General features: G+C 58.9%; 23 protein-coding genes and 1 tRNA gene. 14 read left to right on the top strand and 10 right to left on the bottom strand.

Going from position 1 to position 23,020, the window contains the following annotated elements:
* Positions 1-47: 47 nt before the first annotated feature.
* A tRNA-Met gene (locus tag HGP17_RS25180) sits at positions 48-124 on the top strand.
* Between the two features lie 366 nt (positions 125-490).
* Here HGP17_RS25180 and HGP17_RS25175 read toward each other — a convergent pair.
* Entirely contained in the window at positions 491-1,396 is a 906-nt protein-coding gene (locus HGP17_RS25175) for a LysR family transcriptional regulator (RefSeq protein ID WP_168813172.1), read from the bottom strand.
* A gap of 109 nt (positions 1,397-1,505) precedes the next feature.
* On the opposite strand from HGP17_RS25175, the gene HGP17_RS25170 reads away from it, so the two are divergent.
* The 3 genes from HGP17_RS25170 to HGP17_RS25160 all read left to right on the top strand — a co-directional run bounded on the left by HGP17_RS25170 (position 1,506) and on the right by HGP17_RS25160 (position 4,951).
* Positions 1,506-2,831, top strand: a complete 1,326-nt coding sequence (locus HGP17_RS25170; RefSeq protein ID WP_168813171.1) for an amidohydrolase family protein — start codon at positions 1,506-1,508, stop codon at positions 2,829-2,831.
* A gap of 89 nt (positions 2,832-2,920) precedes the next feature.
* Entirely contained in the window at positions 2,921-4,120 is a 1,200-nt protein-coding gene (locus HGP17_RS25165) for an arabinose transporter (protein WP_168813170.1), read from the top strand.
* A gap of 60 nt (positions 4,121-4,180) precedes the next feature.
* Positions 4,181-4,951 (top strand): SDR family oxidoreductase, encoded by a 771-nt coding sequence (locus tag HGP17_RS25160; protein ID WP_168813169.1) that lies wholly within the window; start codon positions 4,181-4,183, stop codon positions 4,949-4,951.
* A gap of 44 nt (positions 4,952-4,995) precedes the next feature.
* On the opposite strand, the gene HGP17_RS25155 is transcribed toward HGP17_RS25160, so the two are convergent.
* Genes HGP17_RS25155 through HGP17_RS25140 form a run of 4 tightly spaced genes read right to left on the bottom strand, consistent with a single transcriptional unit; the run spans position 4,996 to position 7,496 of the window.
* A complete protein-coding gene (locus HGP17_RS25155) occupies positions 4,996-5,298 on the bottom strand; it encodes a hypothetical protein (RefSeq protein ID WP_168813168.1) in 303 nt (100 codons plus the stop codon).
* A 42-nt stretch (positions 5,299-5,340) separates the two neighbouring features.
* Complete coding sequence (locus tag HGP17_RS25150; RefSeq protein WP_246704199.1) at positions 5,341-5,850, bottom strand: hypothetical protein; 510 nt, start codon at positions 5,848-5,850, stop codon at positions 5,341-5,343.
* A gap of 46 nt (positions 5,851-5,896) precedes the next feature.
* Complete coding sequence (locus tag HGP17_RS25145) at positions 5,897-6,616, bottom strand: type 1 glutamine amidotransferase (RefSeq protein ID WP_168813166.1); 720 nt, start codon at positions 6,614-6,616, stop codon at positions 5,897-5,899.
* A 55-nt stretch (positions 6,617-6,671) separates the two neighbouring features.
* Positions 6,672-7,496, bottom strand: a complete 825-nt coding sequence (locus HGP17_RS25140; protein WP_168813165.1) for a hypothetical protein — start codon at positions 7,494-7,496, stop codon at positions 6,672-6,674.
* A 331-nt stretch (positions 7,497-7,827) separates the two neighbouring features.
* Between HGP17_RS25140 and HGP17_RS25135 the strand changes: the two genes are divergently transcribed.
* From HGP17_RS25135 to HGP17_RS25110, 6 genes are all read left to right on the top strand, one after another.
* A complete protein-coding gene (locus HGP17_RS25135; RefSeq protein WP_168813164.1) occupies positions 7,828-8,712 on the top strand; it encodes a glycine betaine ABC transporter substrate-binding protein in 885 nt (294 codons plus the stop codon).
* 101 nt (positions 8,713-8,813) lie between these two features.
* On the top strand, positions 8,814-9,431 hold the full coding sequence (locus HGP17_RS25130; RefSeq protein WP_168813163.1) for an ABC transporter permease: 618 nt from the start codon (positions 8,814-8,816) through the stop codon (positions 9,429-9,431).
* A 10-nt stretch (positions 9,432-9,441) separates the two neighbouring features.
* On the top strand, positions 9,442-10,083 hold the full coding sequence (locus HGP17_RS25125) for an ABC transporter permease (RefSeq protein WP_168813162.1): 642 nt from the start codon (positions 9,442-9,444) through the stop codon (positions 10,081-10,083).
* Entirely contained in the window at positions 10,080-11,012 is a 933-nt protein-coding gene (locus tag HGP17_RS25120; RefSeq protein WP_168813161.1) for an ABC transporter ATP-binding protein, read from the top strand. The genes HGP17_RS25125 and HGP17_RS25120 overlap by 4 nt, the downstream gene beginning before the upstream one ends.
* A gap of 15 nt (positions 11,013-11,027) precedes the next feature.
* A complete protein-coding gene (locus HGP17_RS25115) occupies positions 11,028-12,110 on the top strand; it encodes an LLM class flavin-dependent oxidoreductase (RefSeq protein ID WP_168813160.1) in 1,083 nt (360 codons plus the stop codon).
* Entirely contained in the window at positions 12,100-13,428 is a 1,329-nt protein-coding gene (locus HGP17_RS25110) for an LLM class flavin-dependent oxidoreductase (RefSeq protein WP_168813159.1), read from the top strand. The genes HGP17_RS25115 and HGP17_RS25110 overlap by 11 nt, the downstream gene beginning before the upstream one ends.
* Positions 13,429-13,583: 155 nt before the next feature.
* On the opposite strand, the gene HGP17_RS25105 is transcribed toward HGP17_RS25110, so the two are convergent.
* Entirely contained in the window at positions 13,584-14,774 is a 1,191-nt protein-coding gene (locus HGP17_RS25105; protein ID WP_168813158.1) for an enolase C-terminal domain-like protein, read from the bottom strand.
* Positions 14,774-16,081 carry an MFS transporter gene (locus tag HGP17_RS25100; RefSeq protein WP_168813157.1) on the bottom strand — a complete coding sequence of 436 codons (1,308 nt, stop codon included), beginning with the start codon at positions 16,079-16,081 and terminating at the stop codon, positions 14,774-14,776. The genes HGP17_RS25105 and HGP17_RS25100 overlap by 1 nt, the downstream gene beginning before the upstream one ends.
* A 256-nt stretch (positions 16,082-16,337) precedes the next feature.
* Here HGP17_RS25100 and HGP17_RS25095 point away from each other — a divergent pair, with 256 nt between their 5' ends.
* Positions 16,338-17,375 (top strand): LacI family DNA-binding transcriptional regulator, encoded by a 1,038-nt coding sequence (locus HGP17_RS25095; RefSeq protein WP_168813156.1) that lies wholly within the window; start codon positions 16,338-16,340, stop codon positions 17,373-17,375.
* Positions 17,376-17,461: 86 nt separating this feature from the next.
* On the opposite strand, the gene HGP17_RS25090 is transcribed toward HGP17_RS25095, so the two are convergent.
* Positions 17,462-18,292 (bottom strand): oxidoreductase, encoded by an 831-nt coding sequence (locus HGP17_RS25090; RefSeq protein WP_168813155.1) that lies wholly within the window; start codon positions 18,290-18,292, stop codon positions 17,462-17,464.
* Between the two features lie 177 nt (positions 18,293-18,469).
* Entirely contained in the window at positions 18,470-19,381 is a 912-nt protein-coding gene (locus tag HGP17_RS25085; RefSeq protein WP_168813154.1) for a LysR family transcriptional regulator, read from the bottom strand.
* A gap of 177 nt (positions 19,382-19,558) precedes the next feature.
* Here HGP17_RS25085 and HGP17_RS25080 point away from each other — a divergent pair, with 177 nt between their 5' ends.
* Positions 19,559-20,101: a nuclear transport factor 2 family protein gene (locus HGP17_RS25080; protein WP_168813153.1), complete on the top strand. Its 543-nt coding sequence runs from the start codon at positions 19,559-19,561 to the stop codon at positions 20,099-20,101.
* 168 nt (positions 20,102-20,269) lie between these two features.
* Complete coding sequence (locus HGP17_RS25075; protein WP_205926117.1) at positions 20,270-20,944, top strand: hypothetical protein; 675 nt, start codon at positions 20,270-20,272, stop codon at positions 20,942-20,944.
* Positions 20,945-21,049: 105 nt separating this feature from the next.
* Here HGP17_RS25075 and HGP17_RS25070 read toward each other — a convergent pair whose 3' ends face one another.
* Complete coding sequence (locus HGP17_RS25070) at positions 21,050-21,703, bottom strand: DapH/DapD/GlmU-related protein (protein WP_168813214.1); 654 nt, start codon at positions 21,701-21,703, stop codon at positions 21,050-21,052.
* Between the two features lie 354 nt (positions 21,704-22,057).
* On the opposite strand from HGP17_RS25070, the gene HGP17_RS25060 reads away from it, so the two are divergent.
* Entirely contained in the window at positions 22,058-22,963 is a 906-nt protein-coding gene (locus tag HGP17_RS25060; protein WP_168813151.1) for a LysR substrate-binding domain-containing protein, read from the top strand.
* The last annotated feature ends 57 nt before the right edge of the window (positions 22,964-23,020 follow it).

The raw sequence follows: 23,020 nt of genomic DNA, 5'->3' as shown, positions 1-23,020 counted from the left end.
CGAGTTTGCTCTGACGCGACAAATCGCATCGCGATTTGCGCTGGTGACGCGGGGTGGAGCAGCCCGGTAGCTCGTCAGGCTCATAACCTGAAGGCCGCAGGTTCAAATCCTGCCCCCGCAACCAAATACAAAAAGGCCCGCGTCTAGCGGGCTTCTTGTATTGGGTAACGGGGCGACAATTTAACGCCTGCTCACAGGACCGCAAACAGCCAAAGCCGACCCACCGGGACTGAAAACCACAAAGCCTCCCACCAAAACCAAAGCTTACAAGACTGATCAGACGTATAAGCCCGCCACCACACGGGCTTTCCTGCGTTGTGGACCTAAGCAACGCTAGCCCAAACGAGCCCACTGGCAGCCCATCGAATAAGCTAAGCGCCTTATCCCCTCACGTCCCACCATCAAGAACGCAGCATTGCTCGGGTAGCCGCTCAAGCCAAGATTTTCCCTCATAGAAACCTTACGATGGCCCTGTTACCAAGCGCCACACCTACAAATCCCTCACGATTTCCATGCAAAAGTCGATAAACGCGCGTACTTTTGCGGGTGGGTGGTTGCGGGACGGATGGTAGGCGAAGAGAGGGAATTGTTCGCCGTGCCAGTCAGGAAAGAGGTCGATCAACTCGCCTCGCTCCAGCCAATGGCCGACGCCCCAGCCGATGACCTGAGCGATGCCCGTTCCGGCCAGGCATTCTTCCAGCATCGATTTCGGGTCCGTAAAGGTAAGCGGGCCGCTGGTTACGACATCGATCGTTTCGTGCCCGCGGATGAATTCCCATTCGTAGGGCTTTCGAGAATGCGGGTCGATGAATTGCAGGCAGTGATGGCGCGATAGGTCGGTTGGATGCTCAGGGTGTCCATAGCGATCGAGATAGCGCGGGGAGGCGACAGTGAGGATCGGCGCCTCTATGAGCTTGCGGGAGACCAATGTCGAAAGGCGAGGCTGGCCGAAACGGATAGCCAGATCGATGCCTTCCGCAACAAGGTCGCCAATATGTTCCCGGGTGACAAATTCGATCGAGAGATCGCGATGACGGTCGCAAAATGTGCCGAGTCTCCCGGCCAGCACCAGAGGCAGGAAGAAAGGGTCGATATCCACTTTCAGGCGGCCGCGAACGGTTGACGATGTTCCGGACGCGATGATGACGGCGCTTTCTATCCCATCCAGATGTGGTTTCACGTCCTCGTAAAACCGACGCCCTTCATCCGTCAACACCATGGAACGCGTCGTGCGATCCAGAAGCCGCACCCCGATGCGCGCTTCAAGTCTGCCGATCGCACGGCTTATGCCGGAATCGGTCATGCCGAGCAGTTCCGCCGCCTTGACGAAGCTGCCGCCTTCGACGACCGCGGCGAGCACACCCACGCCCGATAAAACTCTCCCATCGAACGGCATAGATCATCTCCTGATTTTTTGTCAGGAAACATCTGACATAACCGCACTTAATTCAAGTGGCTCCAGGAGCGATAAAGGCGGCGTCTCATCAACGTGAAAGGAACGAGCCATGAGCGCGCGCACCACCGCCAGAACGCTTTTCAGGGGCGGCACTATCGTCACCATGGATAATGACATCCCCAATCTCGCGATCGGCGACTTGCTGGTCGAAGGCTCCAGGATCTCCGCCATCGCTGCACATCTGCCTGTCGAGGACACGACGATTATCGACGCGACCGGCTCTATCGTGATGCCGGGCTTCATCGATGCGCATCATCACATGTGGCTCGGCGTGATGCGCCGGCTGATGCCGGATGTCGACGATCTCTTTGCTTACATCGGTATCGTTGCGGAAAAGCTGGGCGCACATTATCGGCCGGCCGATATGTTTGCCAGCACCAGGCTGACGGCGCTTGCCTGCCTTGATGCCGGCATCACAACCGTCATCGATGCGTGCCATTCATCGCGCAGCCCGGAACATACGGATGCGGCGCTGGACGCGCTATCCGCCAGCGGCATCCGCGCCCTGCATATGGTTGGTGCCGCCATGGACAAGGGTGCTTCTGCCGCGCATCTTCCCGCGGACCTGAAGCGGCTTGCCGCCAAGTGGAATGACGGCGGCAATTTGGTTCAGGTCGGTTTGTTCGGCCAGTTCAACATGGACTGGTGGCGGGCCGCCCGCGAACTCGACATGCGCATTCTGACGGAGTTCATCGGCGATCTGGCCAAGCTCGGTCCGGAATTTGACGAGCCGGGGATGCTCGGCCCGCACAACATCTTCAATCACTGCACGCGCCTTCCGGAAGAAACCTGGAAACGCCTGGCCGCGGCCGGCGTCAACATCACGGTCAATCCACGCTCCGACGCGCTCTTCGGTTTCGATGACGAGAATTTTGCCTATCAGCAAGCGATCGATCACGGCCTTGCGCCAGCGCTCGGGATAGACCTCGATACGGCTTTCGGCAGCGATATGTTCGGCGAAATGCATGCTCTCTTCGGGCAGCAGCGATCCGCGATGCGCTATCGTCGTTTTCGAGGCGAGGAAAACGCACCGGCACCGATCAAAGTCGATGCGGTTCTTCAGGCAGCAACGATTAACGGCGCGCGCGCCGCTGGACTGGACGGCGAGATCGGTTCGCTCACGCCGGGCAAACAGGCGGATATCGTCATGATCCGCACCGGCGGCATCGCCGTCGCGCCTGTAACCAATGCCATTGGCACCATTGTGCAGGCCGTCGAGCGCTCCGATGTCGATACCGTCATGGTTGCCGGTGAAATCCGTAAGCGCGGTGGCAAGCTGGTCGGCGTGGACGTCGACAAGGTGGCCACGGAGGCGACCGCTTCTCGCGACCACCTCTTCCAGGCAAGCGGATACCGCCCGGGTCTCTTCGACTGATTTCCATCGTCGACTTAGCAGTCTGATCAGGAGTGCGCCGTCAGGAATAGACGGCGCCTCCGTGTCCCAACGCATCCATGGAGGATGTTATGTCCACATCGGCATCAAACACTGCCACCGAGGCTCAGTCGAAACCGGAATATTTGTCTCGTCCCGCGCCAGGCATCATCGCCGCCCTGTTTTGCGGCTATCTGGCGGTCGGCCTTCCACTTCCGGTCATGCCGCTCTTCATTCACGACAGGCTTGGCTTCGATAATTTTGTCGTCGGGCTGGTCATCGGCATCCAGTTCCTGGCAACGGTGCTGACCCGTGGTTATGCGGGTCGTGTTACAGACCATCATGGCGGCAAGCGTTCTGCCCTGCAGGGAGCCGCTGTCTGCGCCTTCGCCGGATTGCTTTATCTCATTGCGGCCGCTCCGGGATTGTCGCCTTCGATCGCGCTTGCGATCGTTATTCTGGGGCGTCTGTCGGCCGGCTTCGGAGAGAGCCAGTTCGTGACGGGCTGCGTATCCTGGTCGATCGCATCGGTCGGTCCGCAGCGCGCCGGCATGTCCATGTCGTGGACCGGCATTGCCATGTTCGCCGCGCTTGCGATTGGCGCACCCATCGGAATGGCCGTCTATCAGACCTACGGGCTTGCCGCGGCTATGACTGCCTGCATTGCTGCACCTCTGATTGGCGCCGTGATCGCATTTCGTCAGCTATCTTATGCGGTCGCCGCTGGAGAACGTCTTCCTTTCTACAAGGTCGTGGGGCAGATCTGGCGTGAAGGCTCCGGTCTCCTGCTCCAGGGCGTTGGACTGTCGGGCCTGACCGCATTTGCGTCGCTTTATTTCGCAGCGCGGGGCTGGGGCAATGCCGGATTGGTCATGACTGCTTTTGGGATCGGCTTTATTTTCGTTCGCCTCGTCCTCGGATCACTGCCCGACCGTATGGGCGGCTATCAGGTCGCGTTATGGTCGCTCGTGGTCGAGGCCATCGGTCAGTTGCTGGTTTGGCTGGCGCCCAACGAGATCACGGCACTGGCGGGAGCGCTTGTGACCGGCCTTGGTTGCGCGCTCATCTTTCCGGCTCTGGGCGTCGAGGTGTTGAAGCGTGTTCCGCCAGCCAATCGCGGCAGTGCCATGGGCGCGTTCGTGGCCTTCCTCGATATTGCCTACGGCATTTCCGGTCCGATCGCGGGCTTCATTTCAGGAGAGTTCGGCTATGCGTCGGTCTACCTCTTCGGAACCGTTTGTGCGCTTGTCGGAGCGGCGCTTTCCCTTACTGCCCACGCTACTCGCACCTAGTCTCTCGACGATTGCCGTAATCAGATTATCTATTGGCCGATACGGCCGAAGGAGTGTCCCATGTCTCGTATCTTCATTTCCGGATCGTCCGCTGGGCTTGGCCTGATGGCGGGCGAGCTTCTCGTCAGCCAAGGTCACCAGGTCGTGCTGCATGCTCGCGATGCAACCAGGGCCCAGGATGTGCGGCGCGCATTGCCCTCCGCCCAAGCGATCGTGGTTGGTGACCTCGAAACGATCGCCGGCGCCAAGGCAGTTGCCGAGGCCGTCAATGCACTGGGTCAGTTCGATGCGGTGATCCACAATGCAGCGGTCGGTTACCGGGAGCCCCATCGTGTCACGGCCGATGGACTTCCCCATGTCTTCGCCATCAATACGCTATCGGCCTATATCCTCACCGCACTGATCGAGCGGCCGAAGCGGCTTGTCTATCTTTCTTCCGGCATGCATCACCATGCCGCCGCAAATCTCGATGACATCCTGTGGAAGACGCGTCGATGGAACGGGTCCACCGCCTATGCCGAGAGCAAGCTGCACGACACCATATTGGCCTTTGCGATCGCCAGACGCTGGAGCAACGTATTGTCGAACGCGCTGGAGCCGGGTTGGGTGCCGACGAAAATGGGTGGCCCGGGTGCTCCGGATGATATGGATCAGGCGCATCTGACCCAGGCCTGGCTTGCCACGGATGGCAGTCCGCAGGCGGAGATCACCGGTCGCTATTTCTATCACATGAAGGAGATGTCGCCGAACCCGCAAGCGAGCGATCGGGCTTTGCAGGATAGGCTCGTGTCCGTATGCGAGGATATTTCGGGCGTCACGCTGGCCGATTGAAATGGCTGAAATTCCGGCGCGGAAACAAGGTTTGCCGCGCCGATCTACTCTATCGTCCCTTCATAGACTGCCAATGCCTTCTGAACGGCCTTGTTCCTGGCATATCGCTTCTTCAGTGTCGCCAACTCGGCATCCGTGCCTTTGCACAGGCTTTCCAGCTTTGCGGCAATTTCGGCCGCCCGCGTCTCATCGGTGGCTTCTTCTCCGCGGAAATGATCGCAGCCGTCCCGACGCTCGACGAAAGCCGAGACTTCGGCAGGCAGCTTGCCGGCTTCCGCGGCACTGGCGAAAGCAGGCAAGGTCATGCATGCCAGAAGGGCGGCAAGGCAAAGGCTCAGGCGTTTCATCTCGTCCCTCTTCAAGGAGGCTGTGTGGATATCGAGCAAGGGTTACTCGATCTGCATCTCCAGCGTTTTCGCTACGGATTCATAATGATGCGCGGAAGCGCTATTTTTCTCGGCGGCATAATGTTTGCTTACGGCGCGCGCAGCATTGACCGCGCTGTTGAACGCATCCAATCTCGGCTGCCATTCCAGATCGTCTTCGCCGATATCGCCACCCGTGAATTTGCCGACCTTGTAGCCACCGTCCAGATCGATGACGCCGAGCGTAGGAACGCCATCTCGCATCTCACCATAAAAGGCAAAGCCGCTGCGATTTCCATCCCGGCGCCGCAGCATGCCGAGGCCTGAAGCCTTGCCGTCAGGGCAATCGCCGGTCCAATACGTCGGACCGGGGGTCAGCGATGCGGGAGCCACGAAACGGCATTTGCTGGCGGGATCACGCAGCCATTGCAAGGTTGTATCTTCGGCGAGTACTTCAGCTGTCAGAGGAAGCAGCACGATAAGTGCCGTCACAGCTATCCGCAGCGCTTTCATACCGATTGCTCCAGGCTTCATCCTCACCATCCCATCGATGCTAAAAAATCCGAAATGCCCGGGATCATCAACCGGCACGAATGATTGCTTCCAGATTATCGTCCAGCCTCCGGGCGGCGGCCTTGAACTCAGGCAGCCTCGGCTGCACGGCGTCAGCGAGCTCGGCAGCGCCCTTTTCGCCCAATGCGGCTTCGAGACTGGCCTTGTATTCGGGGATGACCCGCCAGTCCGGCACCGTCTGCGGAGTGATTTCGGTATGATATTGGAAGCCGTACGCCCACTTGCCCCAGCGAAATGCCTGGACGGCGCAGGCGTCGTTACCGGCCAGCGTCGTTGCGTTATCGGGCAGCCGCGCCACCTCCGCTCCATGCCACTGCAAGGTTTCAAATTTCTGTTCAAAGCCTTGGAAAACAGGATCTGATTGTCCGGCCGAAGAGAGTTCGATTTCCGCCAGCCCCACTTCGGGTTTGCGCATCAGATCCACCTTGCCGCCAAGGGCTTCGCAAAGAAGCTGATGGCCCAGGCATATGCCGAGATAGGGTGCGCCGCGTTCGACGACCCATCTGCGTATGGCCGCCTTTTCGACGGCGAGCCACGGATGGATGTCCTCTTGCCACACATCCATCGGGCCGCCCATGACAGCGAGCATATCGAAGCCTTCGAAGCTTGGAATGGCTTCGCCGGCATCCAGCTCCACAGTCACGCGTTCATGACCCTTGGCCTCCCAAAGCTCGCGGAACACGCCGGGATGTTCGACATCAAGATGCTGCAACACCAAAATCCGCATTCCAATCTCTCCAGCTATCGTTCAGATGCAGCCAATATCTATGGCAATCGGCAAATCAAGGCCATTGCTTTGCCCAGTCCTTCAGCTCCGTTTTTACTCTATCAGGCCATTCTTTGACGGGAGACGGAAAGACAGCGATCTTCTTGCCGTCCGGCTTCCAGGCGGCGTAGACGCGCCGGTCGTGGGATGAAAGAAAGATCATGCCGGCTTCGTCAAGGCAGGCATGTGGCCGGCAGGCAGAGCCGACGAAATCATCGCCCTTGAACTGGCCGCTTCCCACGCCACTCATAAGCTCCTGGAAATGGTCGAAATCTGCTCCAAGAACGGCTTTCAGGCTCTCGGCGATCTCGCCATTCTTGAAGGCGTCGGATGGATGTGTGAATGCCCGTTCGCGCAGGTTTGCCCAGCCGGTCGATGCATCCGGCTTGAAGGCGACGGATGGAAGAGACGTGATGCCGCCGCCAGCGGTCCATTGCCATCGCTCCGTATCGTGTCCGGGGACGTTTCCGGTCGAGAAGACAAAGCTCGCGCCGTCAACCTGATGCGAAACGGAGGCGCAGCTGTCGATTGGCCCATCGAAACGCGGAGCGCCCTTGGCGGGAAACGATAGCACGAAAGGCGAGGCATCGCAGGCATTTCCGCCGGGTGAGCTTGAACCGACGACGACAAGGGTGTCGTTGAAGGCATAGATATCGTCGAAGGTGATGATTTCGTCGGTGTGCAGCTCTCGTCCGTCAACAACGAGTACCTTCTGGAAATCCTTTTCCTTGATGGTAACCGAATGTCCACCAAAGGAATCCATGTCCACGGCTCCGACCGGCAGGGCCAAACCCGTTGCCACTGTCGTTACCACGAGTTTGATGATTGTCCGCAGCTTCATGATGCCCCCTTGCTGTCCGGAAACTAACCTCTCAAAGCGGCAGGTTGCAACTTCTACAACCGGATATTTTGACATGGCCGCACTTTTCGGCTTTGCTGCGGAAAGCGGCCGATAGGTCGAAGGTTCGTTGCCGTGCTTTGCAAGGAAGTTCATTGGGCAACGAAGCCGTGATCCGGCCGGAGTTGGCGGGCGGCGTTGACCGGGGATGAAGGGCGAGCAGGGCGAATTTCATCCAAATGCATAGAAAATTGGTATAGCTTTCCGCGCCGGGACGCGCCAAAAACTCTAGAAACGAACGCGATAGTCTTTTTGATATTAAAGAGGGAACGCGATGTTTTTAAAATCCTTACTCAGCGTGATTGCAGGCGCGGCCATGACGGCGATCGCCGTTGGCACCGCGCATGCCGACGATGTGGTCAAGATCGGCAGCAAGAACTTTACCGAACAGTTCGTCGTAGCTGAAATCTATGCCCAGGCGCTCGAAAAGGCTGGCGTGAAGGTTGAGCGTCATCTCAATCTCGGTGCCACTCTGGTCGCGCAGACCGCGCTCACCAACGGCGATATCGATTTCTATCCGGAATACACCGGAACGGCGCTCGCCGCCGTGGTCAAGGGCGATCTTTCCGGTTCGGCCGACAAGATCTATTCCGACGTGAAGGATTACTACGAAAAGAACCTCAAGCTGACGCTGCTGACGCCCACGAAGATCAATAACGGCTATGCGATCATCACGCTGCCGGAGACGGCAGAGAAGTATAAGCTGAAGACGCTCTCCGATCTCGGCCCCGTTTCCAAGAACCTGTCCTTCGGCGCAGAAGGCGGCTTCAGCGAACGCAAGGACGGTCTTCCTGGCTTGAAGCAGACGTATGGCATCGAATTCAAGGAGTTCAAGGTTTTCGCCAAGCTCGGTATTCGCTACAGCGCCCTGATCAACAAGGATCTCGACGTCTCCTATGGCTTTGCCACCGATTGGCAGATTTCCGACAACAAGCTGGTCGTGCTCGATGACGACAAGCACCTGTTCCCACCTTATTATCTCGTTCCGGTCGTGCGCCAGGATGCGCTCGCAAAGAACCCGAAGCTTGCAGAAGTCCTGAACAAGATCAGCCCGCTGCTCAACAACGAGAACATGCGCGAGCTGAACGCCAAGGTCGATCGCGACAAGGAAGAGCCGGCCGATGTCGCCGCCGAATTCCTGAAGTCCCAGGGCATCTGATCGCCGAGGGACGAAAGTTTCCCTTTCTTTGAATCGAAAATGCGGCGAAGCTTCCGGCTTCGCCGCTTTGTCGTGATCGTGCAGACAGGATTTGTCGCGTTTTGAACTGGGCACCAAAGCATATTCCCGAGATTGCGCTGGCTGTTTTACAGCATCTCGTCCTGTCGATTTCCTCGGTGCTGATCGGGCTGGCGATTGCGCTTGTGCTCGGCATCGTCTGTGCGCGTCGGCCAAGGCTTTACGCATTCGCGCTGACCGTGACCAACGTCATTTTCGTGATCCCGAGCCTCGCGCTCTTTGCGCTTTTGATCCCCTTTGTCGGTCTCGGTATGGAGCCGGCGTTGATCGGGCTTTCCTCCTATTGCCTGCTGATCCTGCTCCGCAATGTCGTCACCGGCATTCGCGGCGTTCCCGCCGACGTGCTGGATGCCGCCGACGGCATGGGATACAGCCCGTGGCAGCGGCTGTTTCGCATCGAGTTGCCGCTTGCGCTTCCGCTTATCGTTTCCGGCGCGCGCATCGCCCTCGTCACCGTCATTGGGATTGCGACGGTTGCAGCCTTCATCGATGGCGGCGGTCTCGGCACGATCATCCTGATCGGTATCGATCAGGAATATCCCGAAAAGATCCTTGTCGGCGGCATATTGACGGCCTTGCTTGCCATTATCTTCGATTTCATCCTGACCAGGGCCGAAAAGGCGCTGGTGGGTTGGCAGTGAGGCGGACCTTATGCTGAGCACGGCCTTCAACTGGATCTATACGCACCCGACCGAATTCTTCCGGGCGCTCGGACAGCATTTGCTGATGTCCGGCGTGTCTCTTGCGATTGCACTCGCAGTTGCCTTGCCGCTGGCGATCCTGATCGTCAATCACGGTCGCTTCGCGTTTGGCGTCATCAACGTCATCAACGGCCTGAGAACCATTCCGAGCCTTGCTATCCTTGCGATCATGTTGCCGCTTCTCGGCATCGGGCTGATGCCTTCGATCGTGGCGTTGACGGTGCTTGCCCTGCCGCCGATTCTGCTAAATGCTTATGTCGGTCTGCGCGATGTCGACCCGGATGCCGTCGAAGCGGCGATCGGGATGGGCATGAGCCGCGGCCAGGTCCTGCGCAAGATCCGGATCCCGCTTGCCGCACCGGCGATGTTCGCCGGCACACGCACGGCCGCCGTGCAGGTTCTCGCCGGCGCCACTCTTGCACCCTTCATCGGCGGTGGCGGACTTGGTGACTTCATCGCAACCGGCATTGGCGTCATGGACATGTCGCGCTTGCTCGTCGGTGCGGTACCGATCGCCATTCTGGCCCTTGCCACCGAATTCATCCTCGGCCGTGCCGAGAAGATCCTGTTTGCAGAAAGAACCGCCGTATGATCCGCATGGAAAACGTCACCAAGCGCTATGGCGAAAGCGCAGCGCCCTCGGTCGACAACCTGACGCTGGAGGTGCCGGAGGGCTCAACCGTCGCGTTGATCGGCCCTTCCGGCTGCGGCAAGACGACGACGATGCGCATGATCAACCGGCTGATCGAGCCTTCCGAAGGCCGCATCTTGGTCAATGGCGAAGATGTCACCAAAGCCGATCCGGTCAAGCTTCGCCGTCACATCGGCTATGTCATCCAGAATGTCGGCCTGTTTCCGCACATGACGATCGCTGAAAATATTGCCGCCGTTCCGAACCTGCTTGGTTGGGATCAGCCTCGGACGGCAAAGCGGACCGACGAGCTGCTCGGCCTGGTCGGCCTTGATCCATCGGAAATGCTCAAGCGTTATCCACGCCAGCTGTCAGGCGGCCAACGTCAGCGCATTGGCGTTGCGCGCGCGCTTGCCGCCGATCCCTCGGTTCTGTTGATGGATGAACCGTTTGGCGCTATCGATCCGATCGCCAGGAGCCGGCTGCAGGACGAGTTCAAGCAGATCCTGAGGCGTGTGCGCAAGACTGTGGTGCTGGTCACGCACGATCTCGACGAGGCCATTCGTCTGGGCGATCGCATCGCCATCATGCGTGCCGGCACGATCGTGCAATATGATACGCCGGATGCGATTCTGTCCCGGCCGGCGGACGAATTTGTCGCGAATTTCGTCGGCATCGATCGGGCGATCAAGCGGCTGAGCCTGTTTTCGGTGGCTGATGCGATGCGGCAGGGCGCGCCATCGTCACCGACGGCAAGCGTGACCGCAACGACCAATCTGCGCGATGCGCTCTCGCTAATGGTCGCGGCTAATAATGATGAGCTTGCCGTCATCGACGGCAGCGGCGCGGTCACGGGTCATTTGACGCGCGACGCTATTTTCTCGATCTGAGAGCAGGAGGTTTCGATGCATCTCGGCTTTTCTCTCACGCCATACGGTCATCATCCCGCCGCCTGGCAAGAAACTCGAAGCTCCGAAAATCTTGGCTTCAATGCGCTGTTGCGGCAGGTCGTTGCGGCGGAGGAAGCGGATTTCGATTTCATACTGCTTTCCGACCGATTGGGCGCTCAGCCTACCGACGACCTTTCGCCGATTGCTGCGCCATTCGAGCCCACGACGCTTGTCTCGGGCCTTGCCACGCGAGCCCGCCGGATCGGATTTCTCGCCGCTGCCTCGACCACACAGCATGAGCCTTACAATCTTGCCCGCCGCTTCGCGTCCCTGGATCACATCAGTCATGGGCGCACGGGTTGGGTTGCTCTTCCAGGGTCCAATGAGCTTGCGAGGGAGCAGGAATATCTCACGCTCGTTAGCGAGCTGTGGGGCAGCTGGGAAGATGACGCCTTCATATACGACAAGGCGAAGGGGCGTTTCTTCGAGCCTGGCAAGATGCATGTTCTCAATCACAAGGGCGCATATTTTTCAGTGCGCGGCCCTCTCAACGTCAATCGATCACCACAGGGCAAGCCCGTCATGGCGCATGTTCTGACGCCCGAAAGCCAGCCGCTATCGGCGCAATCGGGCGAAGTTGTGCTGGTTCAGGCGGAGTCGCCGGATCTCGCTGCAGAAGCGGCCAGCGATTTCCTTCTCGCGCTGCAGGCGGTTGGCCGCAGTCGCCGGGACATTCGGCTGCTGGCAAATGTCATTCCCTATGTTTCTTCCTCGCGGCAGGAAGCCGAGGCCTTGCGAGAGAAGTTGCGGACGGCCGAGGAGGGCGTGAGCCAGCCGCTATCTGGCGCCGTTCTGATCGGTAACCCGACCGATGTCGCCGATTCACTGGAGGCATGGTTCAAGGCTGGTCATCTCGACGGCTTTACCATTTTGCCGCCGACAGTCGGTGCCGCCGATATCTTCCTCGACCAGGTCGCACCCGAATTGCGGCTAAGAGGATTGATCACGCCGAGATCGGGGCAGTCGCTGCGCGACTACCTCGATTTGCCGTACCCCGCACATCCGGCCGCTGGATTGGAGCTTCGCCATGAGCAATGATCGCAAGATGAGACTGGGCGCCTTTCTCATGGCGGGCGGACATCACATCGCCGCCTGGCGCCACCCGGATGCTCATGCCACCGCCGGTATCGATATCGACCATTTCATCGAACTCGCCCGGATTGCGGAACGGGGCAAGTTCGACATGATTTTCGTCGAGGATGCCGCTGCAATCCGGGAGCGCAATCCGGAAATGGCAAGCCAAGCCGCGCGATCGACGGCATTCGAGCCTCTGAGCCTCCTGGCGGCGCTAGCCGTCAACACATCGCATATCGGTCTCGTTGCGACCGCCTCGACGACCTATAACGAGCCTTATGGTCTCGCTCGGACTTTCGCATCGCTCGATCAGCTGAGTGGCGGCAGAATAGGCTGGAATCTCGTGACGTCGGCGAGTGATCTCGAAGCCGAGAACTTTGCAAGCAGCGGGCTGCGCCCACATTCGGAGCGCTACGAGCGCGCGGAAGAGTTTGCCAACGCCGCTCTTGCGCTTTGGGATGGCGTGGCGGATGGAGCCTATCTACCGCAGGGTGAGGGCACTTTCACGGATCGTGCCAAGCTTCATCCGATCAGCCATCAGGGCAAGCACTTTGCGGTCGATGGCCTGCTGGAGAGCCAGCGCTCGCCGCAAGGCCGGCCGATCATGGTGCAGGCAGGCGCATCCGATGTCGGCAAGGAACTGGCGGCCCGCACCGCCGATGTGGTGTTTGCCGCTTCACAGACCATCGTCGAGGCGCAGGCCTACTATGCCGACGTCAAGTCGCGCCTGGCGAAATACGGCCGCGAGCCTGACGATATCAAGATCATGCCGGGCATATCGCCGATCGTGGGTGCCACGGAAGCCGAAGCCAAGGCGAAATACCGCGCCTTGCAGGAATTGATCCCCGATGCGGTCGGTGTGGCGCTTCTCGCAAGCTATCTGAGTATTCAGGATCTTTCGGCCTATCCGCTCGACGGTCCGTTGCCCGACATGCCGCAGACCAATCTCATCCAGAGCCGGCAGCAGCTGATTATCGATCTCGGCAAGCGTGAAAATCTCTCCATCAGGGAACTCGCCCGCCATTTTGCCGGTGCGCGCGGCCACTGGCAGGTTGCGGGCACGCCTGGGCAGATTGCCGATGCGATGGAAGAGCGCTTTCTGGCGGGAGCAGCCGACGGCTTCAACGTTATGGCGCCGCTCTTCCCCTCGGGCCTTGAGGATTTCGTCACCTTTGTGGTGCCGGAGTTGCGCCGCCGCGGCCTTTTCCGCGATGAATATGAAGGCGACACGCTGCGGGCAAATCTCGGTGTTGGCGCGCCCGCGTCGATGATAGCGAGTTAAATCACGCTCGCACCGTTCTGTTGCTGGTCTCATGTATCCGGCAGGCGGGACGGATGCATAACCAGGTCTGTCTGTTTCGGGAAAACCGCCTGCGGCTCTCCCGAAATTGCTGCCGGTGATCCACCGGCAACCGTTTCATGCAGCCGGCTCTGGCCTTATGCGAAGACCACGGCTTGCTGTTCGATCTTGCTGTCGTCGATTTCCATCGCCAAGCCGGGACGCTCGGGAACCTCGATCATGCCGTTGATCACGTCCAGCGGGTCGACGAGGAAGTGCTGGTGCACGGCGTTCCACTTCACCAGATACTCCTGATAGGGCGTATGGATGGGCGACTGTACCGCCGAGAAGTGAGCGGTTGCAAAGCTGGAATGGCCATGAGGGATCGTGACGACGTCGTGCGCTGTCGCATAAGCCGCAATCTTTAGGGTCTCGGTCAGGCCGCCGCACCAGTAGATATCGGGCTGAATGACGTCGAGAGCGCCCACATCGAGGAAGCGCTTGAACCCCCACCGCGTATATTCATGCTCCGCGCCCGAGAGCGGAATGGATATGCGCTCGCGAAGCTTCGCATAGCTATCGAGACGATCGGGCATCACGCATTCCTCAAGCCACTTCGGCCGATATTTCTCGATCCGGGATGCGAGTTCGACAACGTAGCCCACGTCCATCGCCTGCCAGCAGTCGAACATCAGATCGTAGTCCTCGCCAACGGCCTCGCGTAGCGTGCGTACGAGTTCGACATTCATCTTCAGGCCCTCGGCGCCACTCATGGGGCCGTGTCTGAAGAACCATTTTTGAGCCCTGTAGCCGAGCTTCTTGTACTCGATCGCTCTTGCATGGACTTTCTCCAGATCAAGAACCGAGAAGCCGAGCATGGAGGCATAGGCTGGGATCTGGGTTTGGGTCGGGCCGCCGAGCAGGCGGTAGACTGGCTGATTAAGCCACTTGCCGCGCAGGTCCCACAGGGCGCAATCGACGGCGCTGATCGCAAGCATCGCGTCGCCCTGGCGGCCGTGCACCATGGCGCGATGCATCTGATCCCAGAGCTTTTCGCCGGCAATGGCGTCCTGCCCGACCAGCAGCTTGCGCAGGTGTTTCGCAATGATGAAGGCGACCGTTTCCGGGATAGGTCCCGCAAGGCCGCAGACGCCCTCGTCGGTGTGGATTTCGACAAAATAGGTGGCGATCTTGAAGCCGTCCGGCCCCTGTGTGCCGCCTTCATGATCATTCCGGTTACGGAATTCCGGATAGACGTCAACCGGTCGAACCAGCCGCTCTTCCCAAAGGTCGCCTTCCGTTGGAAGCGTGCCTTGCAGTTGTCTCAGTCTGACTTCGGAAATGCGCATTAGCCGACCCTCTTTGTAGCCACCCGTTGGCGGCCGTAGATTGCGATGATGAAGGTGAGAACCGCGACGGACATCGCAGCCATGAGAGCGAGCCAGTAAAGGCCGCCATTGTAGTTGCCGGTGGCATCCTTGATCATGCCGATGACCCAAGGATTGATGACGCTGGAAAGGTTGCCGAGAGAATTGATCAAGGCGATACCGCCAGCCGCCGCAGCGCCGCTCAGGATCGCCGTCGGCAGGCCCCAGAAGACCGGCATTGCGCCGAAGACACCGAAGGCCGCCACGCACAGGGCAATCAGCTTGAGGGTCGGATCGTTGGTGGACGCCGATGCAACGAGCCCGACAATGGAGATGCTCAGAGCCACGTAATTCGCCATCTGCCGCCGTCCGGGCATGTCGGCCATGCGGCCGAGCACGAGCATGCCGACGGCGCCGAAGATGTAGGGAATGGCGGCGAGGAAGCCTGTCTGTACCTGGCCGAAACCGAAGTCTTTCAGGATCTGTGGCAGGAAGGTGCTGACTGCGCCGTTGAGGTTGGTCAAACCGTAATACATGAGGCAAAATAGCAGGACCTGCAGGCTCAGAAGCGCTTTCATCAATTGCGAGGCATGGCTGCCGGAATGTGATGCCGCGCGTTCACGCTGTTCTGCCTCGATGCGGGCGACCAGCCATTTGCGCTCGTCAGCCGTCAGGAATTTCGCTTCCTGCGGACCACTGGGCAGGATGAACGGAATAAAGATGGCTAGGACGAGTGCCGGGATGCCTTCAAGGATGTACATCCACTGCCAGCCATGAAGTCCCCAGATGCCATCCAACTGCAGGAGCAGCGTCGACAAGGGCGTTCCGATGACGAGGGCGATCGGAATGCCGGTCATGAAGGCGCTGATGATGCGGCCACGATATGACGCGGGAAACCAGAGGGTCAGGTAGAAGACCACACCGGGAAAGAAGCCGGCTTCGGCGGCTCCCAGCAGTGCGCGAAGCACGTAGAGGCTGCCCGGGCTCCAAACAAAGGCGTGCGCCGCCGAGATCAGGCCCCATGTGAGCATGATACGGGCGATCCACCACCGTGCTCCGAATCGCTCAAGCGCGAGGTTCGAGGGCAATTCGAGCAACACGTAGGGGACGAAGAATACGCCGGCGGCGAAGCCGAACGCGGTTGCCGATAGCCCAAGATCGGTGTTCATGGTCAAGGCGGCGACGCCAACATTGGCCCGATCCAGGATGGCAACGAAATAGGCGAAGATCAGTATCGGCAGCAGACGGAGTGTCAGCTTGCGTATGAGATCGGGTTCTGAAATTGGCATTCTAACCTCCCAAAAGAGCAAGCAGTGCGCTTGCCGGAAACGTTTCCGTAAAAAGTCATGTTCGATCTCGCTTTGTGTTTCAGCTGAATCGGAATGAAATTGAACTCTTCACGCCTCCTGCGCGGAATCTCCGTGCTGCCAGGCATGAGGGACATGCGTGGTCCACGGCTCCTCAATCTCGCGACCGGAAACGTTTCCGCGAATTGCCATGGTGGCGTCGGTATGTCAATACACAGTTGGTGGACAGGCGGGATGAATGAATAAGAAAATCGGGATTCGCGAACTCGCGGCACATATGGGCATGGCAGTCAGTACGGTGTCGCGGGCAATGAACGGGTCACGCGACGTCAGCGCCGAAACACGCCAGCGAATACTCGATGAGGCTCAACGGCTCGGCTATCGCCCAAATCAATCGGGGAGGAGCCTGCGAAGCGGCGTGACCAACGCCGTTGCCATGACGATGCGCACGGATATCGGCAGAACGGCATCGGGCGAAACCTTCTTCATGGCGATCAGCGAGGGGCTGCAGAGCGTCCTATCCAAGGCCGGCATCGATCTCATGATCCTGCCCTGCGCATCCGATCAAGACGAAAACGAGTTTCTTTATCGCGTGGTCGATCGCGGGCTGGCTGATGCCTTCATCGTGTCGAACATCCAGCGCTTCGATCCGAGGATCACATATCTCGGCAAGCTTCGCGTGCCCTTCGTCGCGCTTGGTAACAGCGAGACGAGCGGGAACTACGCGTCGCTGGACCTGGATTTTGCGCGTGTTGCACGCGAGAGCGTCGACCGGCTGGTCAAGGCGGGGCATCGAGACATCGTGCTCGCCCTGACGGCACAGGAGACATACAACAACTACATTTTCCTCGATGGATATCGGCAGGGACTTGCAGCCGCCGAGATCCCGTTTCGCGAGGACTTGGTGCTGAGGCTTTATGACCGCATATCCGGCGGCTTCGAGCTTGCCAACTCTATTCTGGCAATGCGGTCGCGGCCGACGGCGGCCTTGCTGATCCAGGAAACGATGGCTATGGGTTTGTATCAGGGTCTGCGCCACGGCGGAGTGGAACCCGGCCAGGAGCTCGCTATTATCGGGCTACGCGAAAACCCGGTCTGTCGCTATCTCTCGCCGACATTGACCAGCCATCGTATCGATCTCAAGCAGTATGGAATCCGTCTTGGCGAGGTCGTTTTGCATGAGATCAAGCGCATGTCTTCGGAGACCGCGCGGCGGGATGATATGCCGATCCGTGAAATCTGGCCGATGGCGCTGGTCGAGGCGGAGAGTGGCTGAGGCGTCATCAATCCTTGTCGTCCTCCACAGAAGGCATGTTGAACCCGGCGAAGGTTCAATCCGCCGGGTTCGTTGACGAAGTCGACTTAGTTCGGGAAATCCGTCGACATTGCAAGTTCGCGCCAGGTGTCGAGTTCAGCCGCCACGAAGGCGTTTTTTGCCTCGATGGCTGCAACGGTGTCTGAGCCGAAGGGCATTCGGAGCGGTGGATTGGCGGCGTCCACGACCTTAAGCAGCGCCTTTGCCAATCGGTCGGGATCACCCGGCTGCTGATGGTTGAGCGAAGCGGCATGCTTGCGGATCTCGCCAACGGTTTGGGCGTAATCGCCGATCATGTTGCTGGTCGTGTTCAACGAATTCGTGTCGAGAAAATCGGTCCGGAAATAACCGGGCTCAACGACCGTGACCTTTATGCCAAGCGGCTCCACCTCCATGGCCAGAGCTTCGCTGATCCCTTCAACCGCAAACTTCGTCGATGCGTAGACACCCCATGCGGCCCAGCTGCGATATCCTCCAATCGAGGAAATGTTGAGGATATGGCCGGAGCGCTGCTTGCGCATCTGCGGGAGTACGGCTCTCGTCACCGTCAGGAGGCCGAAGACGTTCGTCTTGTAGACGGCTTCCACCTCAGCGCCCGAGATCTCTTCTATGGCGCCGATGACGCCGAACCCGGCGTTGTTGACGAGAACATCGATCTGTCCGAAGCGTTGAACGGCGGCATCGACTGCCTGCTTGGCCTGCGCCTCGCTCGTGACGTCCAACGGGACGGCCAGAAGATTGTCGCGGTCGCCGAAGAGCTTAATAACCGCTTCGGGATTGCGCGCTGCCGCCACGACATTGTCGCCTCGATCGAGTGCTTCGCGGACGAAGCGGGCGCCGAAACCGCGCGATGCGCCGGTGATAAACCAGGTTTTCATTCCTTGATCCTCTCAAAACCGAGATTGCATGATTGCGGGTTCAAGGTAGAGGCTCGGGATTATATTGATAATCACCCAGAATTCGCATGATCTGCTGGCAAAAATTCAGCAATCGCGTCGAATGGGATTTCGAGGTTCGCGAAGCGACGCGCTTCCTAACGGTCGCATAGGGCGGGATCACTGGATCTGCACTTGTTCGACTTCCCTGATGATGTCGATAAAGGCCCTGAGCGGCGGCGGGACGAGGCGACGACTGGGATAGTATAGAAACTGACCGGGAAAGGGCGGCGTCCAGTCCTCCAGAAGCGTGACGAGGCTGCCGGATGCAATGGCATTTCGTGCGATGCTGCTGAGCACATAGGCGATGCCAAGACCTTTCGCTGCGGCTTCGACCATCAGGTTCATATTGTCGATCGTGACAGGGCCTTCGACATCGACGCGGAGCGATTGATCATGCCTTTCGAACTCCCAGCGATACATCTTGCCGCTGGGCATCTTGAAGCGGATGCAGCGGTGCCGGGTCAGATCCTCAGGCACGTTCGGGGTTCCGAATTCCTGCAAATATGAGGGGGAGGCGACAACGATGAACTGGCTGTCTCCGCCAAATGCAATGCCGATCATGTCCTGAGGCAGAGCTTCACCCAGTCGGACGCCGGCATCAAATCCTTCTGCGACGATGTCGACGAAACGTCCCTCGGTAACGAGATCGAGTTCCACGTCTGGATATCGGGCAACGAAGCGAGGAATGACCTTCGCCATCAAGGCCATGGCCGCTGCTTCCGACGTATTGATCCTCAATCGGCCGGAGGGACGCGAGCCGAGCGTGGTGATATCGGCGAGGATGGAATCGAGATCGGTTATCACCGGAGTTAGCTGACGAAACAGTTTGGTGCCCGCTTCGGTCGGCGCGACGCTGCGGGTCGTGCGATTGAACAGCCTGACGCCGAGCCGCTCCTCCAGCGTTCTCATCATGTGGCTGAGCGTTGAGGCCGACACGCCGAGTTCGTCCGATGCGGCCCGAAAGCTGGCATGGCGCACGATCGTCATGAAGGCGTTCAATTCGGTCAGGCTTGGTCGTCTGTTATTCATGGGAAAAGGCCAGTAGGTCGTGTCTATTTCGATGTATAGACCGAATAATGCGCCGCCACTAGCTTTCCCCTATCGCCCCCGATGCAGCCATGCGTCCATGCAGGTGCAGCTCTCCCGCAATGGTGCGGGACAGGGAGTGTCTCCGTAACTCATCCAGCAAGAAGGAAATCGATTGTGATGATGGAACATGCCCGTTCATTGATGACTGCCGCGACACTGCTTGCCGCATCCGCCGTCTTTATGCCGCAGAGTGCTCAGGCGGAAGCAATCTCGCCGCAGGCCGATAAGCAGGCCGTCGCCACTGCAAACAAGGCGAAGGTCGAAGCCGTGCTTCAGGCATGGATGTCAGGCGATGGTGCTGCGTTGCAGCCGTTGCTCTCCGACGACATCGAATGGACGATCACCGGAAATTCCGTGGCGGCAGGCACGACGAAAGGCCGTGAGGAACTGATGAAAAAGGTGTTGAGACCTTTCGGCGCGCGCTTTTCTCAATCGAAGGATCGTTTTCGCCCGCGCAAGATCCTCGGCATCTTTGCCGACGGTGATACAGTTGTCGCCAACTTCGATGGCGCCGGCATCGCCAACAACGGTCTGTCCTATAGGAACAGCTATCTCTGGCTGCTCTCGATGAAGGACGGCAAGGTTGTGCGTGCGACGGCCTTCTTCGATAGCATCGCCTTCAACGAGCTTTGGGACAAAGTCCAGCCCGCCATGAATTGATTAGCTGACGGCAACAGCGGAGCTGACGCGCTGGGTACCGGTCAAGGAGGTGCCCGCGAAGGTAGCCGGCTTCGACGTGCTTTTCTCGTCTGAGTGAAACTCTTGGTCCCTGTCAAAAATGGACGGAGACAGCACAGGTCGCATTGCCTAGCCTCTGCCGGAGACACCATGGCTTCGGCAGAGGCCGCGCTTTATCGAGCCACGACAGGAGATCGGGTGATGGGACAAGACATCAAACTGAATTTCATCAATCGCTCCAGCGATACGAACAATTCCAGCATCGTTATCTTCCAGCAGAACGCGGCCGTGACTTTCGACGAAAAGCCTGTGGCGTGGCGCATGATCAAGAACTGCGGGCGTGGCGACAATCATCCATTCACCTTTCCGTTGAACCTTCAGGTGATGGCCAGGGATAGCTGGGGAAACTACACCGCGCCGGCAAATGCCGTCGGCGGACAGGCTTTTGGCATGGTGCTGGATACGTCCGGCGATGTCCTGACATTATTGAACGTCAGTGCCGGTTCTCCAAACGAGGTGGAGGTGCACAATCAATTGGCGCGAGGCGCGATCAATGCGTGCATCCTCAAGGATGGCAAGCTGCTGGCCGTCAAGACCGGTTTGGCACCGGGGGAAAAGGCATCGTTTCAGTTCAATGCGCGCATCTATATCGGCGTCGTCGGCGAACTCGATGAAGGCGACGTCATTCATTCCGCAATCGCCAGCCAAGTGAATACCGAGATCGATCTGATCGGCATTACCAGTGCGGACGTCGTTATGACAGGCGGTGGAGCAGGTCAGAATTCGACGCCTTTCGAGTTTCATCTGGAGAATATCAATCAATAGGAGCCGCTCCGGGCTTCAAATTGATCGATTTCGCCAGCGGAAAATTTCGGGCCGATACTGTCGGACAAAGTTCGGCCCGCTATGAATCGATTTGCTAATACGCCGTCAGGGCTGAGCTTGAGCCTTCGGTGATGCCCAACGGGCGCAAAAAGCTTCGATATCCTCGCATTGGAAGCTTTGCAGTCTTTCGAGGATCGTCGCGAAGGGCCAGTCCCACCAGGCGATGTCCATCAGTCTGGCAGCGATATCCCGATTGAAACGCTCACGTAGCCGCCGAGCCGGCACGCCACCGACAATGGTGTAGGGCTCGACATCTTTTGTCACGACGGCGCCGGCTGCGAGAACTGAACCATGGCCGACGGTGACCCCCGGCAGCACAGTCACGCCTTGACCGATCCACACGTCGTTTCCGATCGTGACGCGATCATCATAGCGTTGCTCGAAAAAGCCGAAATCCCGTGTCGCATCTGCCGAGTAATATTCCGGGCAGTAAGTAAAGCGATGCATGGAGGGCCGCCCCATCGGATGGTTCGGCGCGCCGATCCGCACATGCGCCGCGATGGAGCAAAATCGACCGATCGTCGCATCTGCGACAATGCTGCGCAGGCCTAGAGTAGAGAAATCTCCGAAGGAGGAGTTGGTCACCGAGCTTTCGGCATGCAGTTCACAGCGGTCGCCGATATCGGATTTCCGAACCGTGGCGGTGGGATGGATGACCGTCGCGGCGATTTTGGGATGGGTGTTTTCCATAGCTTGCATCATCGATATGGGCTCGGACGATCAGGCGCGCCAAAAGGGCCGATGGCTGAGTTCGTAAGCCGAGTGCCTGGTTATCCCGAAATCCTTCAGGGATGCATCCGGCAGGGACATGAGCTCCCTTGCAAAGGAGCGGCGCTCCGAATGACGGGCCTGCCACAGACGGAGGACGTTGAGCATAGTCACGGCGAATTCCTTTCGTTCTTAAAACTCACATTTTGGAAGTTTGTTGTCTTTCCACGCTTGAGTTTGCTTTGTGGTGAATATGATTTGCTTTAACTGAGGTTTATTGCAGTTTCCGCGCCGGCAAAAGCGCGTTATATTCGCCAAATCCGTTAGAAAAACTCACTAATAGCGATGTCCAGAAATCTTCCGCCGCTTTCCTATCTCCGCGCCTTCGAAGCAACTGCGCGTCTCGGTTCCGTGACGCGCGCCGCAGAGGAGCTTGGCCGAACCCATGGCGCCGTATCCAAGCAGCTGCAACTGCTGCAGGAACAGATCGGCGCGCCGGTCTTCGAAAAGGCCGGCACAGGCCTTCGGCTAAATGAAGATGGCACGGCCTTCTTCTCAACGGTGTCGAAGGCCTTCGATCTGTTGGAGGAGCGGTATCATGAGCTGAAAATCAAACGGGGCGAGGCAAGCGTTCACGTTGCCTGCAGCGCCACCTTTGCCATGGTCTGGCTCGTGCCGCGTCTAGCCGAATTCTATAGCCTGCATCCAAACTGTCGCTTGCAGCTTTCCATGTCGCCAAGCATGCGGGACGGCGGAACGGGTCATCCGAGGGAGGATGCGGATCTGACGCTGAGCTGGGACCGCTTGTCGAAGCCATTGGTGCGCGCAAATTCCGTCCCTCTGGCGTCTGTGTCGTTCGGCCTTGTATCGGCCCCGGATTATGCCTTCCAGGCGACGTCCAGAGAGCTGGTATTTGCTGCCCGGATTTCCCATGATCGCATGAACGAACAATGGGCGAATTGGCAGGCAGCGACCGGCCACAAGATCTCGAGCCTTTCGGAGCTGTATTTTCCGCATATGCACCTTTGCGTCGGTGCGGCGGTGGCCGGGCTTGGCGTCGCGTTGGTCGAACGGCGGTTCGTGCTGAGCGAACTCAAGAGCGGCAAGCTCGTGGAGCGATCCGAATTCCTCAGATTCGAGAACGGTTTTGCGGCGATCATCAATCCGGTGCGGCCGCTATCGCCTGCGGCGATGGACTTTTTGAATTGGCTGCAAAGCGCCTTCGCGCGAGAACATATCGATCAGCATTGAGGTCCGAGACGATCGCAATCGAGCAGGACGCAACCAGCGAAAAGGGCCGGCATAGCC

The sequence above is a fragment of the Rhizobium sp. P38BS-XIX genome (assembly GCF_012641435.1).
Classification (GTDB): Bacteria; Pseudomonadota; Alphaproteobacteria; order Rhizobiales; family Rhizobiaceae; genus Rhizobium.
The sequence above is the reverse complement of the archived record's forward strand: the minus strand, read 5'-3'. Positions and strand labels throughout refer to the sequence as shown.